The sequence below is a fragment of the Coleofasciculus sp. G1-WW12-02 genome (assembly GCF_040219735.1).
GTDB lineage: Bacteria > Cyanobacteriota > Cyanobacteriia > Cyanobacteriales > Coleofasciculaceae > Coleofasciculus.
This window is the reverse complement of record NZ_JAVJRX010000073.1, coordinates 21569-47229: the sequence shown is the minus strand read 5'-3', so window position 1 is coordinate 47229 and position 25661 is coordinate 21569. Positions and strand designations below refer to the sequence as shown.

Here is a 25661-nt window from a genome sequence, read left to right as displayed (position 1 = left end):
AGGTTTTTGTCTAGAACGAAAACTCGCATTACTTTGAGACTCTCATTACTGGTAAAGTTTGCCTCGACAATGTTATCCAACCTTGTTAGGTACAGCTCACTGGCTTAACTCTCTACACCTGTTTAAAACTGTACGACAGAGGATGGTACTGGCACGTATACTAGGGTGTCATGAGCTGAATAACGTAGTTCTCGTAGAACTTAGTCTGGTCAACTAGAGCCTGTTACTAGAGCCTGTTTTCACAAGCTCCCGCTATAGTTCGCTAGAACTTAGCGGTGAGTTGTTGACCATCCTCTAAAAGTGGTACTGTGGCGACTCTTCAATACAGCATTGTCCTGACTACACCTCAAGTTCAGGTTCTCGTTGAGCAAAGTAGTTACTCAAGAAGGTATTAACCAAAGATAGGACAATCGGACCAAGAATAAACGCGGGTAAACCACCAACGGTGAATCCAGGTACAGCCACGGCGGCTAACCAAAAACATAATCCATTGACCACCACAGAAAATAATCCGAGTGTCACAATATTCAAGGGGAGAGATAGTACAGACAGAATTGGCTTAATAAATGAATTCACCAATCCAATGGATGCTGCACCTAATAAAGCAGCCGGAAATGTGGCTAGGTCAACCCCTGGAACAACTAAGTCAACAACCAATAAGCTCAAGCCTGTGGCTAACAAGGTAAAAAAGAATGCCTTCATAAATTTGTCCTCGCTGGTAAGCGTTAAATAATACTACTGTTACTATCTATCTTTATATGTCTGCTCGTCATCTCTATAGAGATAGATTTTACAGCCTGTCACATTGGCTTTCTTGATAAATTGAGGTGGGTTAGGTCCTTGCGAGGTACAAGGGGAGCATGTCAACGAGAGTAGGTTGAACCCTTGGAACGAAACCCAACTCCAGGGAGAGCCCGTTGGGTAACGCTTACGCTCTACCCAACCTACTTGAGAGTTCTGTGCTGTCCCTGACATGCTCCCAGGTACAAGTCCCACAAAAGCTAGTATAAGAATGCTTCCGGCTTTCAATGCTGCACTTAATTTATGGTATTTGCATTTTCATTTTACGACAAAATCATTCTCCAGATGGAGGCTAATAACCGACTATAGCCGTTACTATTTACAGAGTAACCAACGTACTTACTTTAGTAATCATTATGAAATTACTCCGAATAGTTTTAGGAATCCTTCTTCCACCGGTGGGGGTTTTTCTGACCACAGGAATTAGTTCAGCCTTTTTTATTAACATTTTGTTGACCCTGTTAGCTTGGCTTCCGGGTTCCATTCATGCGGTTTGGGTCATTGTCAAACATGAAGAAAGATACGCCTAATACCGTCATCCTGTAGAGACGTGCCATGGCACGTCTGTTTTATTTATATCGATCTTTTTTTGAACCAATAGTTTAGCTTGTTTGAATGGTAGTCTTTCGCCACCTCTATTGGGTGCATGTCAACGAGAGTAGGTTGGTTTGAGGTACGTAGGTGTGACGCGCAGCGATAGCGACGCAAGGAGCGTCAGCCTTCTCGTACTCCTTTGGAGTTCCCGAAGGGTAGAGTAACCCAACGCCATCGCTATTCTTGAACATTATGTGCTTTCCCTGACATGATCCCCCTCTATTAGCCAATCAGGAATACCCTCAAATATTAGTCTTCCTGCGTCGGCATAAAAATCGTTAAACCTCCAGGAATACATTCCACATCAATTGGAGTTTCGCCAATAATTTCTCCATCCAGGGCAATTTTTTGGGGAGGTTTCGCGGTCACTTTAACGTAGCGAGTTCTGATATACTTAATAGCCTCATGTTTGGCACTTTCCCCAAAAATAGCCGATAGCAAGAGTTCATAAGAGGCGCTAATTGCATTGACTTGATTTTTGGGTGTGACGACGGTTAAATCAAGAAGTCCATCGTCATAAACAATACCAGCCGGTCCTTGAGCTAAAATTGATGTCGGCGGTGCTGCATTGGCTATCGTTACTGCTCCTGCTGTAATGGTAACGGTATTCTCGTCTGTCTCAATCTTTGCCTCAAAAGGTTCCAACTCACCGAGCTTTTGTAGTCCTGATAAGACATAAGCTAGCATACCAAAATTATTTTTTAGCTCTCGATCTGCATCTTCAACTGTTTTAGCTTCAAAACCAATTCCGGCTAGCAGTACCATCGGCTTCCCATTACATCGGGCTACATCAATTTTCTTGGTTTTTCCCTCTAAAATAATTTTACAAGCTGCTTTAATCGTGTCAGGAATTCCCAACGCTGCAGCAATGGCGTTAGCCGTCCCTCGGGGAATAATACCCAAGGGGATACCTGTTTCTACCACTGCGCCACCTGCAGCTGAGAGAGTCCCGTCACCTCCAGAAGCGATGATCATCTGAACACCTTGCTCAACGGCAGTTTTCGTCAGTTGCTCCGCATCCTTTTCGGGCGTGGTGAATTGAACATCGAGTTCAATTTCTGGCTTCAAAATATTAACGATTTTATTTAAATCTTCGTCGGGGTCTCTTTGACCAGCAACAGGATTAAAAATTAGGCACGCGGAACGAGTCATAGTGAGTAATTACTGCCTAAAAAAAATTATGCAGGCTTTTATTTGAGCTTTACTGTGCTTTAATGAAAAATAAGCTCAATTGATTGATCGAGGGAGTTAAGCATATTATATTGTATTAGCTCCTGATTAACAATGCCATCTATAAAAATACGTATTCCTCAAGAAATACTTCTCAAGCTAGAGGTACAAGTCTAGCTGATTTGATATGCTTGAGGATGTAGAACTTCATAATTATATCACTATGAGTACTGAAGATCGGATGAAAGCCACAGCCAAAAATATTGAAGGGAAAGCCCAGGAAGCCATGGGAGAGATTACGGGCGATCCAGAAGATAAAGCGGAAGGTAAAGCGAAACAAGCAGAAGCTCAAGTGCGACATTCGGTAGAGAATCTCAAAGAGGAAATCAAGAAAAAAATTGACTAATTTGTTTGCCTAAATTTACCGACAAAGCAGACGCTACTAGTAGGGGCAATTCATGAATTGCCCCTACTACCATGGAGAGGGAACTTGTGTAATTTTTGTTACATCCGATGAATTTTTCTGCCAATCATCTTGCCTAAGCCACCTAGGGGCCAAGACAGCAAAAGCAGTACGGGAATAATCTCCAAACGTCCCATCCACATCAAGACAATCAACGTCAACTTACCTAGCCAAGGCAAATTAGGATGGGTAATTCCAGTAGATAAGCCGACACTTCCGAGGGCTGATGCGGCTTCAAAGATAATGTCACTTAAACTATACTGAGGTGTGACGATATGGACTAAAACTACAACACCAATCGCAATTGAACTCACCCAGAGTATTGCCAGAACAGCCGCCGACTCAATCCGACGATTCGCTTCATTTTCCTTAATGACTTCGCCATCTAGTACATAACGCATCATCTGATGGGGTTTTAGGGTAATGCGTTGAAAGCGCCACACAATCCCCTTAAACAACGATACAATTCGAGTCAATTTTAACCCACCGACTGTAGAACCGGAAGCCCCACCGCAAATCATAGCGAACGTTAATAAGAGTTTAGTTGTGGGACTCCACAATCGTAAGTTTGTCGTACTAAAACCACAGGTTCCCAAGGCTGAAGCCCACTGGAATATACTATCAATCCAAAAAATTTGACCTCTAAACCAATAGTCTTCGAGTACCATCACCACGATACCCAAAGCTAGCAGTATCCACAGCGCCCGATGTTGAGTATCTTGCCAGAATGCTGATAGCTTTCGCTGGCGAATCAGTTGATAGTGAATGGGAAAACTAATCGCCCCTGCTATCATGATCGGGATAACAGCTAACTGGATTTGGGGACTATAGGAACCAATACTATTATCAGTTATGGCAAACCCCCCCGTTGAAATGCCAGTCATGCCATGATTCAGCGCATCCCACCACGGCATTCCGACTAAGCGCAACCAGACGACACTTACCACCGTGTATAGGAGATAAATCCACCAAATGTGACGTACCGTCTCTTGGACAGTTAAACCAATTCGCTTCTGGCGTCCTTCAGCATAGTAAAGTTGATAAGCATCAGTACTGGGTTCTAAGACTGAAACCATCAACACAATCACACCCACGCCGCCAATCCATTCCATAAAGGAACGCCACCACTGGATACTACGTGGCAAATCACTCGAGCGCAGTGCCATGCTTAGTCCTGTACTGGTAAACCCGGAAAACGCTTCAAATAGGGCATTCCAGGGTTCCTGTAAATTCAGCATAGTCATGGAAGGAAGAGTAACATTAGCTAAATGAGATGCAATTAATATCAATGGGATAGCACCAAAAAAGGGAATTAATCCCCAGCTGAGGGCAACAGCCACCAATGCATGAGGTAGGCGTGAGGCTTCTGCATGACGAAACAGACGATAAAGCCCTTGTCCCGCCGCTAATGACGCTAATGCTGTCCAGAAGAAGGGCAGTATTGCATAATATTCACCCAACAAAATGGCGATAGGTAGAGACACTAATGCCATAATTCCTGGGACATGAAGAAATAAACCTACGTTACGCAGGATTGTTTTAATACGTTGATTCACGATAACCAATAGGTTTGAGTTTTGTGTAGGGGCGGGTTTCACTATTATCGTTTATTGCATCACCCGGATAGGAATGAACCCGCCCCGACCGAGTTTTGAGTTACTTTTTAGTCATTGTCAGAATCTTCCATCATCCGATAGAGAGAATTGGCAATAATCATTTCTGGATTAGTGAGAACATGTACTCCCAAACGTTCAAAAAGAGACTGATGATTTGAATGATTGACCATACTAATCAGTGTCTTAATTTCGTACTCTTTGCCCAGAAACATCGCCATGAGATTAGCGGAGTCATCACTCGTGGCGGCGATCAGGGCATCAGCCCGATCCGCGCTGGCTTCCTCCAGGAGATCAGCCTTGGCAATATCCCCTTGAAATACATTAATATCGTGGCTTTTGAGAACCTTTCTGGCTCGTTCTACATCTTCTTCAATCAGGGCGACCTCATGACCATCTTTGAGGGCTAAGTCAATTAAGCTAGCCCCCTCCGGTCCTGCGCCTAAGACAATCAAGTACATGATACTCGTTCTATAAAAAAAACAACAATAACAGACAACAGACAGCAATTTACTCAGCTAAAAAGGTTTTGATCGATGGGTTCGACCATCCCAAATAGTAGTGAGTTTACACTCGAATGCGCCGATATTGTGCCTGGGCAAACATGTGAATTCCGTAGGCAATTAAACCAATGGCAACAATTCCCAATAACCAAGCTCCATAAGGTTGTCGAGTCAGTGTTTCTAACGCTCCATCGAGTCCTCTGACTTCACTAGAATCATACTGAAGACCTGCCTGAATTGCAAAGAAACCAATCATCACAAAGACTACACCCCGCGCCGCTAAACCCAATCTTCCCGCACGAGTTGCCCATGTTTCCTCAGTATTACTCATCTCATGCAACTTCATTTTTTTGCGGAATTTAGCTTTGTAAGCTTTATAGAATTGGTAAAAGCCGTAACCAATAATAATTGCCCCAATTATACCTACTAACCACTGACCAAAGGGTTGGGCAAGCAGGCGGGCTGTCCAAGTTTGCTTTGTAGTTCCACCGCTAGCACTCTGATTCGCCTTCACAACGATTTGAATCGCAGTGAAGGCTAAACTTGCATAAATCAAACCACTAATTCCGTAACCAATACGCCTGACAATATCGTCAGCATCATTACTTTTGCCTCTCTGGTCAGGGTCTTGAATCGCTTGGACGAAACGCCACACTACATATCCAATTAAACCCAAGGCGACTACCGCTAACATAAACTGACCGAATGGCTGGGCAGCAATTGTGCTTAAAGCACCTTTGGTATCTGTGGTTTTCCCGCCGTTGCCCAATGCTACTTGTAACGCTAATAAGCCAACAATGGCATATACAATCCCTTTGGCTATGTACCCAAATATAGCTAATTTTTCAATCCAACTACTTTCGTTACCTGCATTCCGTGTTTGAGACATAAGAATATTTTGCTCTAAAGTATTCCCTTTGATAATGCAAAAATATTATCTATTTTACAGGCAAAATTATATCTATCGCCGGGATGAAATTTTACCCTTGACTCTATATGCCAAAATGGTGAGGGTGGGTTCCAAGACTGCTCGCTCTTAGCTCTAATTTAATTTTTTCTCCCCCAAGGGCGGGTTTAGTCAAGTTTGTTACCACTTGATGCGTAACTCGAAATAGTTGACATAACGTTCCAAAACAGATCATCGGGAAATAACTACTCCCTCCCCGGTAGAAGATTACCTATTTTCCTCTCCCCGGCTCCCTCTGCTCCCCCGGCTTCCCCTGCTTCAAGAGTGTAGGTATTTTTAGAGCTCGAAAGGAGTAGGTTGATGGCACGCTTCGTGCCTACTACGAGCCTGTTCCCAGTTTGTATAGATTATCACAGCATAATTCTCAAATTAATTGAATAATCAGACGGTTGTGCAGAGGTGTCCCTAGTCTGATGGACTATAAGCAAGAATTGATCACAACGATTCACGACTTTGGCTGTAATCTGGATGCTCTCTTAACCAGATTAACCCGCTTAAGTGATGAATCTCCCACGGCTGTCTTAATTCCAGCGCTCTACGAGGAACTCGAAAGACCCGCGTTAGCTAAAATTCGTGATCATCTCGCCGCTTGCGCTTTCGTCAAGACTGTTATCGTTTGTGTGAATGCGCCAACAGTGACTGATTATGCTAAAACCTTACAATTTTTTCAAACCCTACCGCAAACTACCCTAATTCTTTGGGAAAATAGTCCACGAGTCACTCAGCTTCTAGCCGATGTGCGGGATAGGGGGCTGGATTTACTGAAGTTTAAGGGAAAGGGGTTAGCGGTTTGGTTAGGGTTAGGCGTAGCGTCTCTGAGTGCTGATGCGATCGCACTCCATGATGCTGATATTATTACCTATGACCGCTCCTATCCACTCAAACTGCTTTATCCCCTGCTGGATAAGGAATTCGGCATTGCCTTTAATAAAGCCTACTATACCCGTTTAGGCAATTATCCCCAAAGTTTTAATGGACGAGTGGTGCGTTTGTTCGTTGCGCCGTTACTCAATGTTTTAAGGGAGGTGTTCGGCGAAAAGAACTACTTACGCTACCTGAGTGCTTATCGCTACCCTCTAGCCGGTGAATTTGCCCTGACTAGCGATTTAGCCCTACACACGCGCATTCCGGCAAATTGGGGCTTAGAAATTGGCTTCCTCGCCGAAGTTTATCGCACTACGGCACCCAAACAGATTGCCCAAATCGATTTAGGTATTTTTGACCATAAACATCAACCCTTGGGTCAAGATGTGAATTCGGGGTTGCAAAAAATGTGTCGCGATATTTTCTGTTCCATCCTGCGAACCTTAACCGAAACTGAACAAGTGGTGATTACCATGGATCATATCCATGCGCTGCGCGTCAAATTCCGCCAGGAAGCTCAAAGCTTCACCCATAAGTATTTTCTCGATGCTCGCTTCAACGATTTACTCTATGATCGCCACCAAGAGGAAATCGCGATCGAATGTTTTGAACAGGTTATTTTACACGCAGGTGAGCAGTATTTTAATGATCCAGTAGGCGCTCAGATTCCAGATTGGACAAGAGCATTAGCGGTTATGCCTGATCTACGCGAACGACTCATCTATTGTGTTCAACAGGATGTTGCTCAAGTTACCGCCCAATTTTTAGCGTCAACTCTGACATCTGAGAGGGTAAATCCCTTGCATTTTGAGTCGCCAGCATTGCCAGCACAAACCCTAGAATTGAAAAACGGCGTCGGAATTCCTATATCTCGTTAAATGGATTTGTAGATAGTTTCATCGGTTGAGTCGGTAGGTTTAGTTTGGGTAGTAAGAGACTCAAATAGTGACATCTCTTACACCCCATACTCGATACACCTGGATCAAGATAGGAGCCGCCGTAAGTGCGATCGCGTATCCTAGCCCTAGCGATTTGGTGGGCATTCCGCACGCCCTCTGAATCTTCTGTATCTCCATCCAATGTCTCACCCGCCTCACCCTCTCCACCTGCTTCGCCGTTGACTCCAGAGTTGGTTCCACCCCCTTCAGCCTCACCAGAGTTATCAGGAGAACCAACAAATCCGGAAAATCGTAATTGATACTTTTATCTTCTTCAAGACGTCAAGGATCTAATTCTTCTCATGCTTCTTTTGCTTTTTCGGCTTCTTCTGCTTCTCCTCTTTCTGGTGTTGGACTTCGATGACGGTGTGTACATTCCCCCGTGGGGCAAAATCGCCTTTGATCGTGACTTCTAAGGGGTCACAGGCTTCTACAAAATCATCCAAAATTTGATTGACAGATTCTTCGTGAGAAATATAGCGATCGCGGAAACTATTGATATACAGTTTAATCGCTTTGAGTTCTACCACCCGCTCATTGGGAACGTAGCGGATATGGATGGTGGCAAAGTCGGGATAACCTGAAAAGGGGCATTTACAGGTAAATTCTGGCAACGTGATATCAATTTTGTAACGACGCCCAATCCGAGGATTAGGGAACGTGATTAGCTGTCCCTCAGTAATGGCACGTTCGCCATATTTCATCGTCGGTGCATCTGAGACAGCAGAGTTCTGAGTTGGGGGATAAGTCATAAGCAGCGAAGAGGATTATTTGTTATGTGTTATTTGTTATTTACCCATGACAAAAGTGCAGCTTGTGAGGCTTCTCGCCGATAAGCTAAAACGGGTTAAAGTCATCATAGATTGAAGGATTCGATTCCCAGTCTGGGCAATTTTCACCATCCCAACCATAGGGATGCATTCCACAGACTAATAAATTTCCCCCGTAGACTTGACCGTGGTAATGACTACAACCGATACAAGCAGGATGTCGTTCGGGTGTGGGATCTACGGGATAGGTAAAGCCCATGTCAGGCTCATTAGTAATATCTATCTCGTCATACTCCAAATAGATCTCAAGAATTGGTTCAAAGATATCCTCTAAGCATTTATCTATTTCTGCACCAATGGTATTTTGCCATTCTTCAGCAAAGTCTTCGATGATATCCGCAATTTCCACGACAACCTCATCGACTATATCTACCAATGATTCCAGGGATTCCAAAAAACTTTTAGACCACTCATCCATAGGGGAACGGATAGTAAAAACTTCTCCTAGTTGGGCAAATCCTCGCTTAGCTAGAGGTCAGGTCATGGCTAAGGGAGGTGTTTGTTTAGGATAGTACAACAATAGCTAATCGTGAGGGGTTGAGTCGAATAGTTTTTGCCGACACCACCACCCACACAAGTTAGATTAAGCTGTCGTGTAGTGAAGTACCCCAACTTGTTTTTAGAAGTTGGAGCTTCCAACTTCTAAAAACAAGGACGGTTTTATTCGTCTTGGCTTACGCCACGCTTACGCGAACGGGATTTCCCGTTTCATCCGCCGATGCCACGTTGGGTACTTTCAGCAACGAGAAAGTCCGGAACTAAATCCGGTGATGGTCTTACTCAGCATCAACAGGCAGCCGTCCGCCTCCCGCAGACAGTGATATTTTGTTAGTCCGCTTGGTTTTCGCGGTTTATGGTTAGAGTTCTAACCGGATAATGCCATTAGACATCTTGCGCTATTCTTTTCTGGACGCTTTCACGAACGGTGGTCGAGTTCATTAACGCGCAAGGACTACATCTCTATCACACCTAGCCCAACCATCTTTAGCCCATGCATTACCATGTAGACCTAGGAGGGTTACTGTTATTATAACACTAAAAAATAGAGTTTAAATCATGTAATTTGGAAATTTCGTGCCTCAATTTTCCGCTGTCCATCCTCACCCTACTATTGTTGAGGGTGAGGACTTCCGCGATTACGTTAAATTTGCACGTTTTCACTTATTTAAATGTAGGGACTGATTCTCTCCCTGTTTCCAGACGTGCCATGGCACGTCTCTACATGGCTCTATTATTCCCGCTTGAGCCGACGCAGTTCCTCTTGCATCGCCTGAACCTGTTGGCGCATAGCGTCAATATTCTGCTCTTCGCTAGCGGTTTGCTCCTCGTCGTCAGAAATAATTTCAATCCGGCGGGGTTCAGTTCCCGTCTTGTCGGGTTGCGGAGGTTGAGCCGATTGCTGCTGCTGTTGAGCTTGTTGCACCATATCATCAACCATCTTGCGAGCTTCTTCAGTGGTCATTTCACCACGAGCCACCAGTTCATCTGCCAGCTTTTGAGCTTGAGTTCGCAGTTCCCCGATTGTTCCCCCGGCTCTCTCACTCGCATACGAGGCTAAACCAACACCCAGATAAAACGCTTTTTGAACCAGATTTCCGAAGTCAGGCATAATAACTGATGCTCCTTCAAGTACGCAAGAACCCTTTTCTAGGATACGAGTGACGCTGGCAAAATGCCTACTTCTATAGTGTATAGAGAAACATGAGGGGATGGGAAAGGATGCCGTTTACGCCAACAATTCATCCACGGACAGGGTAAAACCCCGTAAGACTTTCTGTGTACTCACAACTTGACCCGATGTAAACATCAACCCCTGATTTTCCGTCATCACCATCACCCAGCGGCTCTCCGGAAACACCAGCCAAACTTCTTCACCCCCCGACTCTAAATACTCCTGTGCTTTTAGCAACACCGTTTCGGCTATATCCGTTGGTGAAACAATCTCAGCACACAAGGGAAAACTCTGAGGCAACGTAGCCACATTACCAAACTGCGCCACCAGTTCCGGGGTCAGATATGCCACATCCGGAGAACGTCCCTGCTTATTGGTGCGACAAGGCACGTCAGTATAAACTTTTCCACCTTGTCCACTGGACTCCTTATAATCGTCCCAGTAACGACCTAGCTTCAGTTGAATTTCACCATGTTTGAGTGTCATACCGTTTTTTTCCACCAGTTGACCATTCACCCACTCCATTTTCTCAGGAGGATTGACCATAAAGTCGTCCAGTGAGAACTGGTTCGGGACAAGAGTTGCCGTTCCCATTATTATTTCCCCTTCCTGATTACATTTTCGAGTATTTCCCTATTTTCTACTAATTTATCCAAAAACAACAACTCTAACCTGAATGGAACGAGCTTTAAGCCAGCAAGCTACATTGATATTTCTGGTTTCTACTTGGGTTCTCGAATGGAACCCATGAATAAAATCGTTCCCGTTTGATTATCGCGAATCGCACAGAAAAAGGGACGGTCAACCACCATCTGAAAGGGGGTTTGGGGAATAGTCGCAGAGGTGAGAACCATGCCAATAGAAGTCGCTGCTGCTGCTTCTGTACCTTCTTCATTCACTTCCACAAAGGTTTTATGCTTGACTTCATTAATTAAAACATCTTCTTCCGTCATATTAGAAAAATCAGCCTGACGATCAAAAGCAACGTCCATCCCCAGGGCTTTTAAGGCTTCGTTGAGTTGAATTTCGTACTCCAATTTAAAGCGAGGTAGTACAATTGAGCCATCCCGTTTACCGAACTGATTCATCCATTGTTGCCAATTTTCTGGAGTGAGTTGCTGCTCAAAGGTATCTAGACTCACATTTTCACGGGGGAGGAAGACATAGAAACTCAGCCGTCCTTCACCGTAAGGTAAACCGATGGCTTGTACGCTGTCATCTTCATAATATTGATACTCTCCCGATTGAGACATCATCGGGTGTTGTTTCTGAGTTCCATCGGCTAAATAAAAGGAACGCTCTACCGTTTTTCCTTTATCAAATTGCTCCGTCCAATTGCCTTTAAAATAGATAGCATTGATCAAAAATAGAATATCATCGGGTTTGATTTCGCCAATAATTTGCGGTATTTTGTCGTTAGTATTTTCCTTGACCCAGTTATTGATGATACGTTTGGCTTCAGGGTTAGCAAAATCTAGATCGGTTACTTGAGCATCATAGAATTCCTGATTGCGTTGCAGGAAGTCGGGTTTAAATGAGATACCTTGTCTTGCCCAAAGCGAGTTAGCGATGGATAGCTGAATGTCAGAATCGGCGTTTTCTAAAGTAGTTTTTAATGCTTCATTTGCCTGGTTAATTTCTGCTAAACTCATTCCTTGAAGTTCTAGCGCTTTTGCCATAGCCGCTTGGGTTTCGCCGTTCGCACCATTGTACGTCATGGCTAGCGCGATCGCGACGCTGTTTGGGGAGATAAAAACGTTCTTATTGCTATCTTGCTGAAGAATCTCAGAAAATAATTTAAAGCCAAATTTGGTATTAGCTTCAACGATTTTGGTATCCACAGACGGATTAGGTTGCTGTGCGGTTAACTCTGGCTTTTGAGGGTTTGGGGAGTTTTGGGCATTGATTTTTTGGCTGATTAACCCGGCTAGTAATCCGGCTAAAACGATACCTGCGGCGATAATCCCTGTGCAACGGAGTGTCTTTTGATTCATTAGTATACCTCGATAACCCATGTTCTATTTAAGGATGACTGATTTGGGTTAGAGGTGTTCCACAGGTTGCTGTTTTGGTAACGAATCAGCAAGAGGAGGTGATTGAAATCGCTGCTACACAAACTAAGTCCGCCTGCGCGGACTGGGTTATAACGGGGGTAGCTAACCCGGATTTGGTATTAACAATGGGAATCCGCTCAACTGGCTTGGGCTGCTCTATATTCTCGCCCCTAATGTCACAAAGCGATCGCATGGCTGATATTTTTATCCAAGTGGAACCGAATTATGTTCGTCCGCCATTTCGATTCCTTAATTTCTGCTGAACTAAAGAAGATGTTTTTGCCTGTAATTTTTGGGCAAACGCTTTATCCTCTCGAATTTGCTGTCTAATTTCTTCTCGATGATCGTGATAATATACCAAGGCAGCGTACACATCAGCTAAAGTGATGGTTCCACAGTTTTTTCTGGCGTAAAAATGGTGGTCATACTGGGTTTATTTCTCAATAAACCTTGATCGGGGCGGGTTTATTCACATCTGAGCGAGGTAGTAAAAGATAGTCGTGAAACCCGCCCCTACACAGACGCCATGCCTGACTAGGCATAGTGTTGGAGCAAAGATTCTATCTTTCGGGTACTGTCCACCAGGCTAAGCCGTAGGGTTGGGATTCTTCATTTTCCTTTTGACGATACTGAACCCGAATTTTATAGCGACCTGAAGCCGGAACAGGGCAGAATATATGTTCCACACTATCCACTTCACTTACAGAAGCACAGGCGCTTTTACGGGTATCGTTTTCATCAATCGGCATGAGGTAAAGGTCGAGATTATTCAAGCCGCGATCGCGAAAACTTTCGCCAACGTCATACACCTCATTTCCATTCTCATCTTTTAACTCAACTAAGCGATCCCACGTTAGCGTCAATGCCACATAACTCTCTGCCTTTAAAGGTTTTTCTAAGACATAATCTTGAAACGTTTTAGTCTTAACTGAACTATAATCCCAACCCACGGGCGGTACAGCCCCCGTTGAACTCCACTGACCCGGACTAAATTGCTCATAGGCGCGGAAAACATTCAGGTGTCCGGTTCCCATTTGTATATCTAGGGGAATTTTGGCATCAAGATAAGCATCCGATTCTAACCAAGTGTCATTCTCTTTGCTCAACAGGGTGCGGTTCATTCCTAGATGCAACCCATCCCCCTTGTCTTGAATTTTATCGGCGGAGTTGAGTAACACCGCTTTCATCACTTCATGGCGTCTTGAATCGGTCGTCCATTGGGGTTGATTGGCGTGGAGTTGGCGATCGCCGAATTCTTGAATTAGGGCGACTGAGGCGGTAATATGAGGCGCGGCGAAACTTGTCCCACTCACTTCGACAATTTTTCCATCCAGGTCGTAGACTGATATATTACTCCCTGGCGCGACTAAATTAATGGCACGGCGAGTTCCCTGATTAATTTCCCGTTGAATTAAACGCCGACCAATGCCTTCTGGCAGATCACTTAAGTTGGCAAAGTCTACCTTCGTAAATTGTCCTTGTCGTTGGGTGGTGTAGGCTGTGGTGATCCCGTTATAGTGATCGGTGGGAATGGGAATGCCACCTTTGCCTTGGTTGCCTGCAATGACGTAGAGAACATCATGAGTCCGAGCCGACCAATCAATACATTTTGTTAACAGGGCATTGCCATCGAGCGTCGCTTGTGAACCTCTGGCATCTCGTTGCAGCGATTCACCAAAACTGAAGTTAATTGCCCGAACATCACCACTATTTTGCTGAGCAACGTGCTGGGCTGAAAGGCATTCTTCTGGCTGTCCACTGCGGATGGGGGAACCGACAGCCGAGGCGTAGAGTTTAGCACCCGGTGCAACTCCGGGTAAGGTTTTATCATTACTGACCATGACACCCGCCACCATTGCTGCATGGGTATCCACATCTGTATCTGCTTTCGCGGGTAGATCGCGATAAAAAACCCGCTCAAGTGCGATCGCGGGATTCCAAGATACAGCTTTATCAACGCCAAATAAGCCCGGTCTACCGATTTCCACTTGACCGATGGCTATTTTATGACCTCTCAAGTTGTAGGGGGGAGCATGGAGTCGCAACGCATCAATTCCGGCTTCTCCAATCGAAATCGGTGACGCTAAGATTGGGGTGGTCAGGGTAGAGAGTCCCACACCTCCAATCATCCATCCCAGTTTTTTGATCAGCGACCGCATAGCCAAGGCAGGTTCTCCTAACTTGAAATATAGTTTTGTCGGGGTGGGTTTAGCCACTTCTTGCTACTAATGATAACGTTTGTGCAGAACGCGCCCTTGCCTAGTGTTGAGTTGAATCATCTTCAGGTTGATGCTATTGATGACGACGGCTTAGGGGCTAGATCTTTCTACTCAGTCAATTAGGTCACTGTTTGTTAGGGGATTGCTAAAGACTTTGTTAAGATGAAACCTAACAGAGGACTTAGGAGAGTATCACCAGTTATGACCCAAACGCAATCCAAAAAACCCATCGTCGTTGCCCCCTCCATTTTATCCGCCGATTTTAGCCGACTGGGGGAACAAGTACAAGCAGTGGATGCTGCTGGTGCTGACTGGATTCACGTTGATGTGATGGACGGTCGGTTTGTCCCCAATATTACCATCGGTCCTCTGATTGTTAAAGCGCTTCGCCCAGTTACCAAAAAGCCTCTGGATGTCCACTTGATGATTGTGGAACCGGAAAAGTATGTCGAGGACTTTGCTAAAGCTGGGGCGGATATTATTTCGGTTCATGCAGAACATAACGCTTCCCCCCATTTGCACCGCACCCTGACTCAGATTAAAGAATTGGGTAAACAAGCGGGTGTGGTTCTCAATCCCTCTACGCCGTTAGAGTTGATTGACTATGTGTTAGATGTCTGCGACTTGGTGTTGATTATGAGTGTCAACCCTGGTTTTGGTGGTCAAAGCTTCATTCCGGGTGTACTTCCCAAAATTCGCAAGTTGCGTCAGATCTGTGATGAACGCGGATTTGATCCTTGGATTGAAGTTGATGGCGGACTCAAAGCCGACAATACCTGGCAAGTTTTGGAAGCTGGCGCTAACGCGATCGTTTCTGGTTCTGGTGTGTTTGGACAGGATGATTATGCCAAGGCGATTACCGGAATTCGCAATAGCAAGTGTCCCGAACCGGAATTAGCCACGGTTTAACCAGATGGATGAGTCGCTATTAATTGGTTATTAACCTTTTCCTATTGATAGGATAAACCTCTTTTCCTGCAGGTTGTAGAGACGTTGCATGCAACGTCTCTACAAGTACCAAATCCCTTACAGAAAAACGTTTCTAGAATTTGATTTACCCTTGCACCGCTATCAGGAAAAATGTACCATTGCTCCCCCTGCTCCCCCTGCTCCCCCTGCTCCTCCTGCTTCCCCTGCTTCCTACCCCCACCACAATACTTATTCAGCAGACCCTAATTATTGTCGAGAGTGACTGTCCAGAAGTCGTGGAGGCGTGTGATATCCTGTCCAGTCAAACACCCTTAGTAAAAATAACTTAAAAACAAGGAGAATTATTCGGTGTTATTCCATTTAAAGTAAAGGTGTAATTATTACTATTTTCGCTGAGATATAAGCAAATCTCACTATTGTCATTTCTTTTGACTATGACATCAGTAGAAAAATTCATGAGAATATTTGATAAAATATTGGTAAAAACTGCTGTGTTATCAGATAATTCTAAGTTAATACCTTGTTGGGCATTATTTTCAATGGTATTATTTTGAATGATTGCTTCTTGGATTTGTGCCGTGGAATTTACAAACAATGGAAGATTCAATGAGCCAAGGCGAATGTCGATTCCTTCATCACCATTATTCCTAATTGTATTTCCCGAAATTGTCAGATTTTCTAAGATTGCACTACCTTCAAGACCAATGCCAATGCCGTCACCTCGAGTTGGATTGCTGCCGCCATTATTTTCTATTGTATTTCCCTCAATTGTTAAATTTACGATGGGATTGCCAGGGAAGGATAGCCCAAAACCAAACAAAATTGCATCTTCATAATTATTAAAAATTTGATTATTGAAAATAGTTATATTCACAGAACCTGTATCATTGTTGATCACAATACCTTGTCCACTGGAAGGAATTGGAAATTCAGGCTTAAAACCTATTGTACCAGAAATTGTATTCAGGCTAACTTCAACACTTCCGGTGACATTGTTGAGTAGAATCCCCTGACCCGTAGGGAAATCAAGAGGATTAGTAGGATCAGGATCTTCAACACCAATTATATTGATGATGGTGTTCTGAGATATCGTTACTTCTCCATCTGTATCTGCTAGGTAAATTCCTTCATTAGTTGCCCCTTCAATGCGGTTATTTGCCAGGGTAACATTACCAAGGTTGATTCCAGAAATGCCACTATCATCAGTATTCCGAATTTCAAATCCAGAAATCGCGATCGCGCCTGTAGACTCTAAGAGTTCAATCCCCCGATTTGCTTGAGTAATCTGGCTTCCAGCATTGGCGGCTATATTCACTGTTCCTGTGATATTGCCAACGGATATGCCGTTAATGTTATCGACTGGATCAGTAATCGTGATCGTACTATTGCTAATATCAACTGTACCACTAATCCCGTTAAGAGAGATACCGTTTGTTGATGAATTGATACTGGTAAGGGTGCTATCTGAAATTGTGGCATTATTAAGGGTAGTTCCCACTAAGGCGGCGCCATTAGTACTATTTACCTCTAATCCTGTTAAATTGATTGTTCCCGGACTTTCAGCTAATAAGATTCCCGCGTTTGTCGTTGTTGTAGTAATTTGACTTCCTTGATTGGCTGAAATTGTAGCGGTTCCCTGGATATTCGTGGCGGCGATACCATTATCAGTGGGATTGGTAATTGTAATTGTACTATCACTGATATCGAAAATTCCGCTAACTGTGTCCAGAGAAATCCCTTGAGTAGCCGAATTAGTACTGGTGAGAGTGGTATTCGCGATCGCGCCATTATTAATATTACTTACCTCGACAACCCTACCGCCTATACTCTCAACGGTGACACCGGATAAATTAATCGCACCTGTACTTTCAGTTAGGGAAATTCCGGCTTGATTCCCCTCTGTAGTAATTTGACTTCCTGTATTTGCTGAAATCCTAGCGCTTCCCTGGATATTCGTGGCGAGGATACCATTACTGCTGGGATTTGCAATTGTGATTGTGCTATCACTGATATCGAAAATTCCGCTAACTGTATCCAGAGAAATCCCTTGAGTCGCGGAATTGGTACTGGTGAGAGTACTGTTCGCGATCGCTACATCATTCACCGATGTGACAATTAAGCTAGGAACCCCATTTCCCGCGATCGTACTATTGGTAAATGAAATAGAACCTCCAGTATTTTCCAGTAAAACCCCAGCTTGACTAGAACTATTAATTATACTGTCTCGAACTTCCCCATTTGAAATATTCCTCGCCACAATTCCTGGATTGGTTACCCCAGTTATTGCAAATCCCGATAACACCGTATTATTTCCCAACATTACCGTATCCGTTACCTGAGGAAGAACACCAGCACCGGATAATGGAAGTTGTACGCTACCAAATTCCACCGTATCCAGTTGCTGAATGGGTCCTGTGGATAGAACTTGTACCTGATCAGGAATTGTAAATGCAGGAATACCCGGATTCGTCCCCTCTTGTACATAAACAATATCATTCCCCTGCGATCGCGTCGCCGCCAGCGCTGAATCTAGGGTATCAAAAGGCGTTTCAACCGTACCATTTCCCCCATTCGCGCCTAAATTAACATGCTGAAACACATAAGGTTCACCGGTTTGGGGATTCGTTGCGGTGGTAATAATTTCTTCGCTGGAAAAATCTGATTCCGTTTGACTATCAACCGTGATACTCGAATTACGCCCTACGCCATCCCCCAAACGGGATAAAATACCAGCATCTGCTTGGGAACGAGTTTTCCCGAAAATCGCCCCCACACTAACTATTACATTTGTCCCAAATATCTGATCATCTTGTACCGCCACACCAAAATTTAGAGTATCCGTGGGTTGAACTTCCAATCGCATCCGCCAACCCAGACTCGAATCACTTCCGGTTGCGTCATAATAATAAAGTCCACCATACCCTCGTAATCCTCCCCCTTGACCCCATTTTGCCAATCTTGCACCCACCTCCAGATCAAACCCTGTCATTGCTGCTTCAAATTGGCGCACTTGTCCCCGTTGTCGTTGTCCCTGAACTACTAAAAAATGATCCTCAAAGAAACGCTCTGTCAGTTGAAATCCAGTATCAAATACAGTTTCATCCACTAAATCACGACTATCACCCAGGGGAAAATAACCATTGAGGCGCACATCCCAAACCGCTCCCAAGGTTTCTAACCCCACGCCTAACTGATGGAATGTATTATTTCCTGTATTCCGACTGTCAAAACCTAAATAACCGCCAAAAATCCGATTCAGGGACTGATGATAAAAGCGGTGTCCCAATAACAGATTACCACCGAGATTTGCACTATTATCTAACTGCAATTGCCCCTCTAAAAACGTCAGCGTACTACCGGGAGTTTGCCAAAGAGGGAGAAAGCTATCCAAGCGGGTAAAACCATCGTATCCCGCACCGGAAGTACTGTAACCAATTCCCCAACGAGGTTTAATTTGTAGCGTTGTTAAATCTTGGGTTACAGGTGGGGGAGAATCTGCCGTTTGCGCTTGAAGAGAACTTCCCACGGAGGGGTGATATTCAGGAACAGCATCGGGTTTTGGGAGTAATGGAATCTCCGTTTGTGCTATAGCCGCAGGAATCCAGAGAGGGGTGAAACAGAAGCTAGTCCAGAGTAATCTTACGAAGCCCTTCATACAAGCGATCGCCAATCAATTTTTTTACCTTAACCTACACTCAACACAAGCACCCCCAATTCCTGACAATAGAATACTTTTCTCAACCAAACTTAATCTAGTTCGGATGTACCATAGAAAATGTCAAACCTGACTCAGGAATCGTTTTAACTGGATTCAACTCTCACGTTTCATCCCTGGCAAAATGTTCTAGCAGCAGGCGATGGATGAAAATGTAACCACCGCAAACTTTTTGTAGGAAAATTCCGCAGGAATTCAAGTCAGAACTTGTGCAAGTGGAGATCAGCGGATCTCGTAAAGTGAAACAACAATCGCGATCGCTCAATTTCCATCAAGGTCCTCCGATGAGTTCTCCCGATTCGCGTGGGAGCAATTCATTGGCGATTAACCGATTTTTTTGATAAATTTCCAATCGTATCGTGTCAGGATCTGAATATCGGAAAGTTACAAGATAAGTAACATCCCGATCTGGATTGGTGAATCGGTATTGGGGGCGGCTTGTCGTGCCCGTAACCTCGAAACCTGTTAGGTTAATCGTAGTACCATCCTGCTGTTTTTCAACGTAGAGAATATAATAAGCGGGTTCCCATGCCCAAAAAGAAACCCGCCAATTTGAGTTAGAAAAGGTTCCCCGAATTGAAAAGTCCCCCACGGTTATCGGACAGTTATTTTCCTCGGCGTCAATTCCATGGCTGGTATCTAAATAAGCTTGACACGGTTGGTTCGGTTCGTTGGCTTCTGCGGAAAACGATAGAGATAAAAACAGCGGTAAAGCGCCGAGCATTGCCAAGGCGATTAATCTAAGTTTCATGATATATTTTACTCGATTGTTTCTCATTGATCCATGTTTTTTAAAGCAATGCTGAATTAATGGGTTGTCGTCTAAACTCCAGGGAGAATCTCAACGCCCTAATTTATTCGCAATCCCATCGCACCCTCCCGGAATCGTCCGACGAGACTGTTCCCCGCACCAGGAACAGCAGTAGTGGCGTTGTTGTTCCCCTAACCGTTGCACCCCAGTAAAATTCGCTCCCTCAACCACAGCACCCGTATGCACGCCAGTGCGATAATCAGGCGGTTCAGTACGACTGCGGGGACGGGCGGTTTCTAGTGATCCATAGAACAGGCGCACTCCCTGGAGATCAGAACCGGATAAATTCGCTTTATAGAGAATCGTGCGAGACAAATTCGCTCCGGCTAGGTCACAATGGCTCAGATTGGCTTGAACCATATTGGCTTCACTTAATTCTGTCCAACGCAGATCCGTACCTGCCAAATCAGCCCCGGCTAACATAACATTTAGAGCAATAACCCGCACGCCATAAGCCCGCTCTTCTTGATACCCTCCATAACCATCTAGGATAGGACGTCCCAAGTGGCGATCGCGTTTTAAAGGTGTCAGTAATTTGGATTGAGACAAAAACCGCAAGACTTTCGCTTTTCCGCCAGCGTCTATACTATTGAGAATGGCGGCGGTTCGTCCCTCACAAAACGCCCGTTCTTGGGGCCAATCTTCTAGCAATCCTTCATCGTCTAAAGCGAGGTCACAAATACCCTGGAAGTAGGCATCAATGGTTTGCTGTTGGGTAATTGTATTTTGCTGAATAGTGAGATCTTTAGAAATAACATACTGTCGCCAAGCGATATATACGGCGAGAATAGCAATCATAATTTGCCCTAAAGCACCAATCCATTCCGCTAAAGAACCCACCGAATCAAACGCCTTAGTAAAGCCAGTTAAAGCCGCAATCCCAACCATTGTGGCGATCACACCAAAAAGAGCAGTCAGTTGCGATCGCTGCTCGGAAGAGAGAGACTTCTGGAACCATTGCTGTAAAGGTGACCAAATCACCGATACAGAGAGAAGTAACGTCACGATTACCCCGGCGAGAATCACCCAGTTGTTATCCAAAACTAAGCCAACAATCAAAACCGCGATCGCGCTGAGGGTGACAATGGATGGATCAGCCAATGCCTTAGGGTTAGTATTTTGTCGATCAGGGAATTGAGTCTGAGACACAGCAGACACCTCATCAGTATCCTGGGATGGGATTAACTCAGGATTACTGTTGGTTGACTGGATCGCTGGATTAGACGGAGACGGATCGGGCGGGTTGGTCATAGTTGGCGAAGTCGTCAGACAAATTAAAGTGAACGGTTGAGAGTAGGGAACCGGGAACAGAACGTTACGTTTGACCCACCCTACGCCTCTAGGCAAATTATGATAATTTAAAGATTTGATCAAAAATTATGTCTCTATGCCCACCCTACCCCTAGAGTAAACCGCCGTGAGCCTAGCTACAGCCCCGACATTAGTCAGTGAAGAGCAAGCCTTATCCCTAGTGGATTCGGTGATTCAGCAATCCCAAGCCGACGGGGTATTCGTCAGCGTTAGTTCCAGTGAATCCGCTCTCAGCCGCTTCTCGGAAAATCAAATTAGCCAGAATATCAGCCGCCATAATTTTACCCTCACGGTTACCAGTTATTTCGGTAAACGCAGCGCCTCGGCTTCCACCACAGAATTTTTACCCGATGCGATTAAAGATACGATCCAGCGCTCAGAAGAATTAGCTCGGATTGCGCCAGAAGATCCAGAGTGGGTTCCCTTACTCGAACCCCAAGTCTATGAGTCGCGTGTTCCTGCTTTTGACGAAGCCACAGCCACCTTATCCCCCTTAGTACGGGGAGAAATGGTACAGCAAATCTGTGCTAAAAGTGCGAAAGCGGGAGTGGAAGGCTCTGGAAGGCTGAGTACTCAAGCCTTTGCTCAAGCCGTGGGGAACTCCCTGGGATTACGCGCGTGCGATCGCACAACGGAGGCGGAGTTTAGCTTTACGGCTCGAATTGAGGATGGATCGAGTTGGAGTCAGCGCACAGCGTTTGCGATCGATCACTTACCCCTGGATTCCCTGATAGAACCCTTGATTGACCGTGCTTTTGCCGCACGTAATCCCCATGAAATTCCACCGGGTGTTTACCCTGTCATCTTTGACAATGCGGCTTTTGCGGATTTACTCCCCTGGGTAATCTTCAATTTAGATGCGCGATCCGCCGATGAAGGGCGATCGTTTATGTCTCGCACCGATGACAGGGGTCAACCTGGGGGGAACCGCATTGGTGAACCCCTATTTAATCCCTTGGTACAAGTGCAACGCCATCCCGCTCATCCATTGTTGCAGAAAGGAACCTTTTTTGGTGATGGGTTGAGCAATCACTACCTGGAGATTATTCAGGATGGAGTGCCTCAAACCTTATCCTATAGTCGCTATTGGGCGCAACAGCAGGGGAAAGAACCGACAGGATCATTGTTTCCCATCGTTATGTCTGGATCTGACCAAAGCCTGAGCGATTTGATTGCTCAAACTGAACGGGGAATTCTAGTTAATCGCGCTTGGTATGTGCGCTATGTTAATCCGCGTACCTTAGAGGTTACGGGCATGACCCGTGATGGTACATTTTGGATTGAAGAGGGGAAAATTGCTTATCCGATTAAAAACCTGCGATTTAACCAAAGTCTGCCGGACATGTTAAGGGATGTTGATGCTCTGAGTACAGTACAGCGTTTTGGTGGTCGGGTGACGCCAGGGTTACGAGTTAAGGCGTTTAATTTCAGCAGCGTCACTGATAGCGTGTGAACAGTAGTAGGCTGGCAAGCTTAAAGTTGTGGGTAAAATTTTTCTGAATCGCTACTATCATAAGGCTTCCTTGAAAATACTTGACCACCGTTTTAACCTTGCCAAGCTAGTAGGGTGGGCAATGCCCACCTCAACTACGGTTCAGAGATGAAGCTGCCGTATCAAGTATTACTAAGTTGAGGTGAGATATCGATTAAGCTGATCTCACGTTAATATATCTCCGCTACGCCATCATGCGTTTAGAGCAGTTACAAGCTTTTTTAGCCGTTGCTGAGACAGGCAGCTTTCAACAAGCCGCTCGTGAATGCGGCGTTACCCAATCGACGATCAGCCGCCAAATTCAATCGTTGGAAGCAGAACTCGGGCTGCCCTTGCTCCATCGAACTGCTCGGGCGACATTAACCCTAGGAGGCGATCGCTTTTTGCTTCGCGCCCGTAAAATCTGCAATGAATGGAAAACCGCTACCCAAGAATTAACTGACTTGTTAGACGGAAAACAACCCGAACTCTGTGTCGCCGCGATTCACTCCGTCTGCGCCCATTACTTGCCGCCCGTGTTACAACGTTTTTGTCAGGATTATCCCAACGTGCAACTTCGGGTGACGGCATTAGGGAGCGATCGCGCCCTGAAAGTTCTCAAAGATGGCTTAGTCGATTTAGCAATTGTGATGAATAATCGCTATTTAACCACCAGCTCCGAGATGGTGACGGAGCAATTGTATGATGAACCTATCGAAGTCTTAATGGCAGCCGATCATCCGTTAACCAAGTATGCCCTAGTACCTTGGGATGCTCTGACTTGCTATCCCCATGTGGTATTTAAAGATGGCTATGGGATGCAGCGATTGGTACAAGATCTGTTCTCCCGGCAAGGCGGCACCCTCAACGCTAGCTTAGAATTAAATTCCCTGGATGCTTTTCGGGGAGTTGTGCGTCAGGGAAGATTAATTTCACTGCTCCCCCGATCTGCCCTGGTAGAAGCCCAAGGCGATCCCACTCTAGCGGTGCGCCCGATTGCGGCTACTCCTGCTGAAAATGGATCACCCCCGAAACAAACGTTGAGCCGACAAGTGGTGTTAGTAACGACACAAGATCGACTGCAAATCCCCCCGATTCGCTCCTTTTATAACCTGGTACTGGATCTCATGCCTGCTTATCATGCAACGGTTCAAGGGATTGTGAGTGATAGGCAGGTGATTGCTCATTCAATATAATATGATTTCGCCATTAGATTCAGGGTTTTGACGCTCCCCAAAGGAATCGCTCTAGGGGAACTAACCCCATTAATTCTCGCCCTAAACGTTGGTACAGGGGAATCCGTTCTGAGTAGATTTTGGCATAACCTGTCGCCCCAGGATAGAGTTTGCCATCGCGGTTATCGACGACAATTTCGACTTGGGCGATGGGTTGGGGTTGGGAGGGTTCATGCTGAATTTGGGGCAGAATTCGTTGTGCGATCGCCTGAAAAACTGTAGGATAGCATCGACGTGCGCCCTGATCTAACGGTGAACTTAGGAGCTAGAAACCACCACAAAAATATACAAGCCCTGTAGACTGTTGAGTTTACAGGGCTTGTATATATTGATTTGGTGGCGGGAGGCGGATTTGAACCACCGACCTTCGGGTTATGAGCCCGACGAGCTACCAGACTGCTCTATCCCGCGTCGCTTTACCTAGCATAACACCTATTTCCTAAATGTGGCAACTCCGAGCAAAAAAGCGGAGGTGTAAAAGTGCAAACCAAGGACAAATGACAAATAACCAATGACCAATGACCCATTTCAAAGACTCATCGAGAGTTCACCAATCACCTCTAGACGCTTGAACTGACCGAAATGCATAAAGGTTTCTGCCAAACTTTCCGCCACGGAGGGGCTAATCCAACCCATTTGCTTCAACAGTTGAATCGCTACCGCATATTTGGCGCGTTTGGCTCCATCAATGACTTTAATCGCCATACCCAGTCCTTCACCCACACGACCTATACATTGAACTCCTTCTGATCCGGCTTTACTCACCACTTCCCCTTGAGTCAATCGCATTAATTCTGTATCAAATACCCCTTCTCCTGCCACTAAGTTAGGATGATGGGTCATCGCCCGAACAATGCGCTCCATCGCCAAATTGTCACCGGAAGCGAGTTGAGCATAGAGGGTAGCGATTTGACCGAGTTGCAAAAAATAAGTCAGTGCCCCACAGTCATCGTGTGCCAAAATCAACTCTTCCGGTGGCATCCGCATCAATTCCGCGACTTTGCTCAAAACGAGTCGTTGAACTGGGTGATTGTATTGTAAATAACTATCAACCGACCAATTGCGTTGGCGACAGACGGCAAGCAGACCGGCATGTTTACCAGAGCAGTTGTATTCTAAGGCACTTTGCTTACCTGGTGGAATCGGACATTGCAACGCTGACGGGTCAACATCGCAGCGCCAAAGAATCTTAAAAACTTGACGTATCTGTTCCAAATTGCCTTGGTGGGAACTACAGATAATTGCCAAGTCTCGGTCGTTGAGATTATATCGTTCCAGGGTTCCCGTTGTGGTAACTGCCAGAGCCTGAAACGGTTTGAGTGCCGAACGAATAAAGGTTGATGTTTCTGAATTGCCCGCTACCGATAGCACACGCCCGCGCTCATCACAGAGAACGGCTTGAGCGTGGTGGGTGGATTCGGCTATGCCTTCCCGTAGTAAACGGACTTCGATCGCTGGTGCTTGATTACGTTTTACCCTTGTCATGCTTAGAGACTATAT

Annotated in this window: 23 protein-coding genes, 1 tRNA gene and 1 pseudogene; 8 read left to right on the top strand and 17 right to left on the bottom strand. The window is 45.3% G+C overall.

The window, feature by feature from the left end; translation table 11 throughout:
- Window positions 1–339: 339 nt before the first annotated feature.
- Window positions 340–702 (bottom strand): phage holin family protein, encoded by a 363-nt coding sequence (locus RID09_RS12845; RefSeq protein WP_446336325.1) that lies wholly within the window; start codon window positions 700–702, stop codon window positions 340–342.
- 455 nt (window positions 703–1157) lie between these two features.
- On the opposite strand from RID09_RS12845, the gene RID09_RS12840 reads away from it, so the two are divergent.
- Window positions 1158–1331: a YqaE/Pmp3 family membrane protein gene (locus tag RID09_RS12840; RefSeq protein ID WP_446336324.1), complete on the top strand. Its 174-nt coding sequence runs from the start codon at window positions 1158–1160 to the stop codon at window positions 1329–1331.
- A gap of 313 nt (window positions 1332–1644) precedes the next feature.
- Here RID09_RS12840 and RID09_RS12835 read toward each other — a convergent pair whose 3' ends face one another.
- Complete coding sequence (locus tag RID09_RS12835; RefSeq protein ID WP_446336323.1) at window positions 1645–2547, bottom strand: YegS/Rv2252/BmrU family lipid kinase; 903 nt, start codon at window positions 2545–2547, stop codon at window positions 1645–1647.
- Between the two features lie 241 nt (window positions 2548–2788).
- Here RID09_RS12835 and RID09_RS12830 point away from each other — a divergent pair, with 241 nt between their 5' ends.
- Window positions 2789–2971 carry a CsbD family protein gene (locus tag RID09_RS12830; RefSeq protein ID WP_446336322.1) on the top strand — a complete coding sequence of 61 codons (183 nt, stop codon included), beginning with the start codon at window positions 2789–2791 and terminating at the stop codon, window positions 2969–2971.
- 98 nt (window positions 2972–3069) lie between these two features.
- Here the strand turns inward: RID09_RS12830 and RID09_RS12825 are convergent, their stop codons facing one another.
- The 3 genes from RID09_RS12825 to RID09_RS12815 all read right to left on the bottom strand — a co-directional run bounded on the left by RID09_RS12825 (window position 3070) and on the right by RID09_RS12815 (window position 6033).
- On the bottom strand, window positions 3070–4521 hold the full coding sequence (locus RID09_RS12825) for a TrkH family potassium uptake protein (RefSeq protein WP_446336329.1): 1452 nt from the start codon (window positions 4519–4521) through the stop codon (window positions 3070–3072).
- Between the two features lie 170 nt (window positions 4522–4691).
- On the bottom strand, window positions 4692–5102 hold the full coding sequence (locus RID09_RS12820; protein WP_446336321.1) for a potassium channel family protein: 411 nt from the start codon (window positions 5100–5102) through the stop codon (window positions 4692–4694).
- A 106-nt stretch (window positions 5103–5208) separates the two neighbouring features.
- Entirely contained in the window at window positions 5209–6033 is an 825-nt protein-coding gene (locus RID09_RS12815; RefSeq protein WP_446336320.1) for a DUF1206 domain-containing protein, read from the bottom strand.
- Between the two features lie 491 nt (window positions 6034–6524).
- Here RID09_RS12815 and RID09_RS12810 point away from each other — a divergent pair, with 491 nt between their 5' ends.
- Together RID09_RS12810 and RID09_RS12805 are read left to right on the top strand one after the other, a co-directional pair.
- On the top strand, window positions 6525–7853 hold the full coding sequence (locus tag RID09_RS12810; RefSeq protein WP_446336319.1) for a glucosyl-3-phosphoglycerate synthase: 1329 nt from the start codon (window positions 6525–6527) through the stop codon (window positions 7851–7853).
- Between the two features lie 125 nt (window positions 7854–7978).
- Entirely contained in the window at window positions 7979–8173 is a 195-nt protein-coding gene (locus RID09_RS12805) for a hypothetical protein (protein ID WP_446336318.1), read from the top strand.
- 30 nt (window positions 8174–8203) lie between these two features.
- Here RID09_RS12805 and queF read toward each other — a convergent pair whose 3' ends face one another.
- The 7 genes and pseudogenes from queF to RID09_RS12770 form a co-directional block, all read right to left on the bottom strand.
- Window positions 8204–8665, bottom strand: coding sequence for a preQ(1) synthase (gene queF / locus RID09_RS12800; protein ID WP_446336317.1), 462 nt, complete (start codon window positions 8663–8665; stop codon window positions 8204–8206).
- A gap of 85 nt (window positions 8666–8750) precedes the next feature.
- Window positions 8751–9161, bottom strand: coding sequence for a hypothetical protein (locus RID09_RS12795; protein ID WP_446336316.1), 411 nt, complete (start codon window positions 9159–9161; stop codon window positions 8751–8753).
- Between the two features lie 813 nt (window positions 9162–9974).
- On the bottom strand, window positions 9975–10352 hold the full coding sequence (locus RID09_RS12790; RefSeq protein ID WP_446336315.1) for a phasin family protein: 378 nt from the start codon (window positions 10350–10352) through the stop codon (window positions 9975–9977).
- 117 nt (window positions 10353–10469) lie between these two features.
- Window positions 10470–11009: a Uma2 family endonuclease gene (locus tag RID09_RS12785; RefSeq protein ID WP_446336314.1), complete on the bottom strand. Its 540-nt coding sequence runs from the start codon at window positions 11007–11009 to the stop codon at window positions 10470–10472.
- Between the two features lie 128 nt (window positions 11010–11137).
- Window positions 11138–12409: a serpin family protein gene (locus RID09_RS12780; RefSeq protein ID WP_446336313.1), complete on the bottom strand. Its 1272-nt coding sequence runs from the start codon at window positions 12407–12409 to the stop codon at window positions 11138–11140.
- 283 nt (window positions 12410–12692) lie between these two features.
- Window positions 12693–12860 (bottom strand): annotated as a pseudogene (locus tag RID09_RS12775) (DUF433 domain-containing protein); the annotation flags it as partial.
- A gap of 169 nt (window positions 12861–13029) precedes the next feature.
- Window positions 13030–14628: a S8 family serine peptidase gene (locus RID09_RS12770; protein ID WP_446336328.1), complete on the bottom strand. Its 1599-nt coding sequence runs from the start codon at window positions 14626–14628 to the stop codon at window positions 13030–13032.
- Window positions 14629–14889: 261 nt separating this feature from the next.
- Here RID09_RS12770 and rpe point away from each other — a divergent pair, with 261 nt between their 5' ends.
- Window positions 14890–15597, top strand: a complete 708-nt coding sequence (gene rpe, locus RID09_RS12765; RefSeq protein WP_446336312.1) for a ribulose-phosphate 3-epimerase — start codon at window positions 14890–14892, stop codon at window positions 15595–15597.
- Between the two features lie 346 nt (window positions 15598–15943).
- Here rpe and RID09_RS12760 read toward each other — a convergent pair whose 3' ends face one another.
- The 3 genes from RID09_RS12760 to RID09_RS12750 all read right to left on the bottom strand — a co-directional run bounded on the left by RID09_RS12760 (window position 15944) and on the right by RID09_RS12750 (window position 21395).
- Window positions 15944–19273 (bottom strand): right-handed parallel beta-helix repeat-containing protein, encoded by a 3330-nt coding sequence (locus RID09_RS12760; RefSeq protein WP_446336311.1) that lies wholly within the window; start codon window positions 19271–19273, stop codon window positions 15944–15946.
- 331 nt (window positions 19274–19604) lie between these two features.
- Window positions 19605–20084 carry a hypothetical protein gene (locus tag RID09_RS12755; RefSeq protein ID WP_446336310.1) on the bottom strand — a complete coding sequence of 160 codons (480 nt, stop codon included), beginning with the start codon at window positions 20082–20084 and terminating at the stop codon, window positions 19605–19607.
- 90 nt (window positions 20085–20174) lie between these two features.
- Entirely contained in the window at window positions 20175–21395 is a 1221-nt protein-coding gene (locus RID09_RS12750) for a pentapeptide repeat-containing protein (protein WP_446336309.1), read from the bottom strand.
- A gap of 166 nt (window positions 21396–21561) precedes the next feature.
- Between RID09_RS12750 and RID09_RS12745 the strand changes: the two genes are divergently transcribed.
- The 3 genes from RID09_RS12745 to RID09_RS12735 all read left to right on the top strand — a co-directional run bounded on the left by RID09_RS12745 (window position 21562) and on the right by RID09_RS12735 (window position 24383).
- On the top strand, window positions 21562–22908 hold the full coding sequence (locus tag RID09_RS12745; protein WP_446336308.1) for a TldD/PmbA family protein: 1347 nt from the start codon (window positions 21562–21564) through the stop codon (window positions 22906–22908).
- A 233-nt stretch (window positions 22909–23141) separates the two neighbouring features.
- Window positions 23142–24122: a LysR family transcriptional regulator gene (locus RID09_RS12740; protein ID WP_446336307.1), complete on the top strand. Its 981-nt coding sequence runs from the start codon at window positions 23142–23144 to the stop codon at window positions 24120–24122.
- Between the two features lie 27 nt (window positions 24123–24149).
- Window positions 24150–24383: a hypothetical protein gene (locus RID09_RS12735; RefSeq protein WP_446336306.1), complete on the top strand. Its 234-nt coding sequence runs from the start codon at window positions 24150–24152 to the stop codon at window positions 24381–24383.
- Between the two features lie 112 nt (window positions 24384–24495).
- Here the strand turns inward: RID09_RS12735 and RID09_RS12730 are convergent.
- Both RID09_RS12730 and RID09_RS12725 read right to left on the bottom strand, forming a co-directional pair.
- Window positions 24496–24572: transfer RNA gene (locus tag RID09_RS12730), tRNA-Met, on the bottom strand.
- Between the two features lie 117 nt (window positions 24573–24689).
- The gene (locus RID09_RS12725) at window positions 24690–25646 is read right to left on the bottom strand and encodes an asparaginase (protein WP_446336305.1); all 957 of its coding nucleotides are present in this window, start codon (window positions 25644–25646) and stop codon (window positions 24690–24692) included.
- Window positions 25647–25661 lie beyond the last annotated feature (15 nt).